Origin of the sequence: Archangium sp. (assembly GCF_036277355.1) — a bacterium.
Lineage (GTDB): Bacteria > Myxococcota > Myxococcia > Myxococcales > Myxococcaceae > Archangium.
In genome coordinates this window covers 1-2,529 of sequence record NZ_DASUNC010000033.1, presented here as the reverse complement: position 1 = coordinate 2,529, position 2,529 = coordinate 1, and the positions used below count along the sequence as shown (strand labels likewise).

Below are 2,529 nucleotides of genomic sequence, written 5' to 3'. Positions count from 1 at the left end.
CCGCGGCCAACTGCCGCCGGAGTACCAGGAGGCCCTCGAGAAGGCCGAGAAGCAGGGGGTGCTCAACGCCTCGGCGGACGACATGGCGGTGAGTGCGTTTGACCACGTCACCTTTGGTGTGCCGCTGGGCAGCTACCACTTCATCGTCACCTCCGGTCATGGCGTGGGGTTGCTCTGGAACGGCGAGATGGAGGAAGGCACGCGTGAGGTGGCACCTGCGTTGGTGCTGGCGCTCATCGGGGGTTACAAGGGCGTGCGCTCCCTCGCCAAGGGGGAAGGCGCCGCGGGCGTGCGCTTGCGCCTGCGCACCGGGGTGGATGCCGCGCAAGCGCGGCTGCGGGCCCTGACCGAGACGGCGCGGCAGCTCCACGGGGTGATGAACCTGCAGGGCCTGCGCGACCTGGCGGGTTACATCCGGGCCAGCCGTGAGGCAGGGCGCTTCGTGGCCGCGGGAGGGGCGGACGCCGCGCTGGCGCTGTACGAGGCCCGGGGAAATGTGGCCAGGGCACGGCCCCTCATGTCCAAGGCAAGGCCTGGGGCCTCGGGCTCCCCGCCCGTGAAGAGCGGGGAGGGCGCCGGGAAAGCCTCCGCGGCGGATGAGGCCGCACGACCCTCCGCCAAGACGTCCCCTGCCACAGCGAGCCCAGGCACCCTGGCCTCGCTGGTGGACGAGGGCGTAGGCCATACGCGGGAGGTGGTGGAGGCGAAGCTGGCGGCGGCGGAGCTCGAGGCCACGGGCCCGCGCCTGTCCAGGGACGTGGCGGTGCTGGAGAAACACCGCCCCTCCCTCGACGCCCCGCCGCCCGAGGCCCGGGGCAACCCGCGCTGGCGCGAGTACGTGGAGTACTACGACGAGCGCTTCAGGGAGGTGGAGCAGGGCAAGGCCAGCAAGGGCACGCTGAAATGGGAAGGCTACGAGAAGCTGCGCGGGTGGTTTGCCCGGGGGCTGGCCTTCGAGCGCGACATGGTGAAGCTGCTGCGAGAGGACGCGCTGAAGCCCCGGGCCGAGCGCCGCTTCCTCGGGGACTTCGACAGGCCCCGGCTTGAAACGCAGGTGGGCGTGAGAAAGCCGGGTACCGGCCTGCGCTTCGCCGATGTGCTCGTCATCGAGGAGGGCGCGCTCGGCGGAGGGCCACGGCGCGTGGAGGCGTTCAGCTTCAAGAGTCGGAATTTCTCGGGGCTGGACCCCAAAGCCTTGAAGGCGCAGCTCATTGAGGACGCGAACGAGGCCCTGCGGAAGTACGGAGAGAGACTGGACATCCGCCGTGACTCTCTCCAACGTTTTTTCGGCGAGGCTGGCGATGTGCCCGTCCAGCAGGTCCGCCTCATCTACGAGGGGGGCGCACTCAAGCCCAAGGATGTGGACCTGTTAAGCACAGCCGTGGACGAAACCAGGAGGAAGGTTCCGGGAGTGGAGGTGTTGTTCCAATGAAGGTGCTGAGCGTGCACGATTTGAAGGCGGAGGACAGCCTCCTGCTCATTTTTGACGCTGCTTTCGACTCGAAAGCGGCGCTGAAGTGTGAGTTGGAGCCCTTTTTCCAGGCGCTCGAGGAGTACACCGACGGGTGGATGCCGGACGTCGTTGACGGCAAGCGGCGACGCAAATACTCCCGCGCCGCCATTTGGAAGGCTCTGGAGGAGGAGCGCGACGAAAATAGCACGTCCATCGAACTCCGCCGCACGAAGTGGCCCGCGTTGTATATGTGGCCCAGGCTAGATTTTCCTCCTCTTCCTCCCGAGTTGCGCATCTGGCTCGAAGTGAAGCCGCTCTCCTTCTACGCGGAGCCCGAGCGCTGCCAGCGCTTCGTGGAGATGGTACGCGCATGGGCCTCGCATTACCCCGTTACGTATGCCAGGGCCCACAGCACTGATGACACGCAATTGACGGACTCCCCCAACTTCGGCCGTGACGACGAGACTCGCCGCAGAGACGGCTTTGACAAAGTCTACGAGGTGTTCTGGCTCAATGTCTTCGGTCCCAAACTGGTGGAGACGGTCGGTCGCGAGCGCATGCTGTCCACCCCAGCCCACCGTGTGGAGGAACTGCCCAACGGCTCTGTCATTGTAGTGACGTGGCCCACCGTGGCGGATTTCGCCAGCAAGGCGGCACGGCTCGCACAGGCTCGCGCCCACGCCCACCTCCGGCCGGATCTCGACTTCGACACCGTGCTGCGGACCTTGCATGAGCGCAGCGCCATGCTCGCTCCCGTGGAACCCCGTTTCCACCAGGACCTGGCCCCGCTTCTCTCCCGGGTGGTGGACGGCACCGCGAGTCACGAGCGTCAGCGCAGGATCGCCGAGCTCAACGCATGGCAGCCGCCCGAGCCAGAGGAGTGGCGCCCTGCTGACTCCGCCCTGCCACCAGACGTGGAGAATGTAGAGCGCGCTCTGGAGCAGTACAGCCTGTACGCCGAGCACCTCGTGGCGCTGCTGCACTCGGAGGTGCCCTCCGTCTTCAAGGCCACGCCCGAGTCGCTCACGGATGCCGACTTCTACTTCTGGAAGGAGGAATTCCCGAAGAGCCGCCTG

The 2,529-nt window shown here is 66.9% G+C and carries 1 protein-coding gene and 1 pseudogene; both read left to right on the top strand.

Annotated elements, in window-relative coordinates; translation table 11 throughout:
- Positions 1–1,432: pseudogene (locus VFZ09_RS08120) on the top strand (hypothetical protein); the annotation flags it as partial.
- Positions 1,429–2,529: hypothetical protein (locus VFZ09_RS08115; RefSeq protein WP_329726922.1), on the top strand; the 1,101-nt coding region annotated here is incomplete at its 3' end. The pseudogene VFZ09_RS08120 and the gene VFZ09_RS08115, both read left to right, overlap by 4 nt.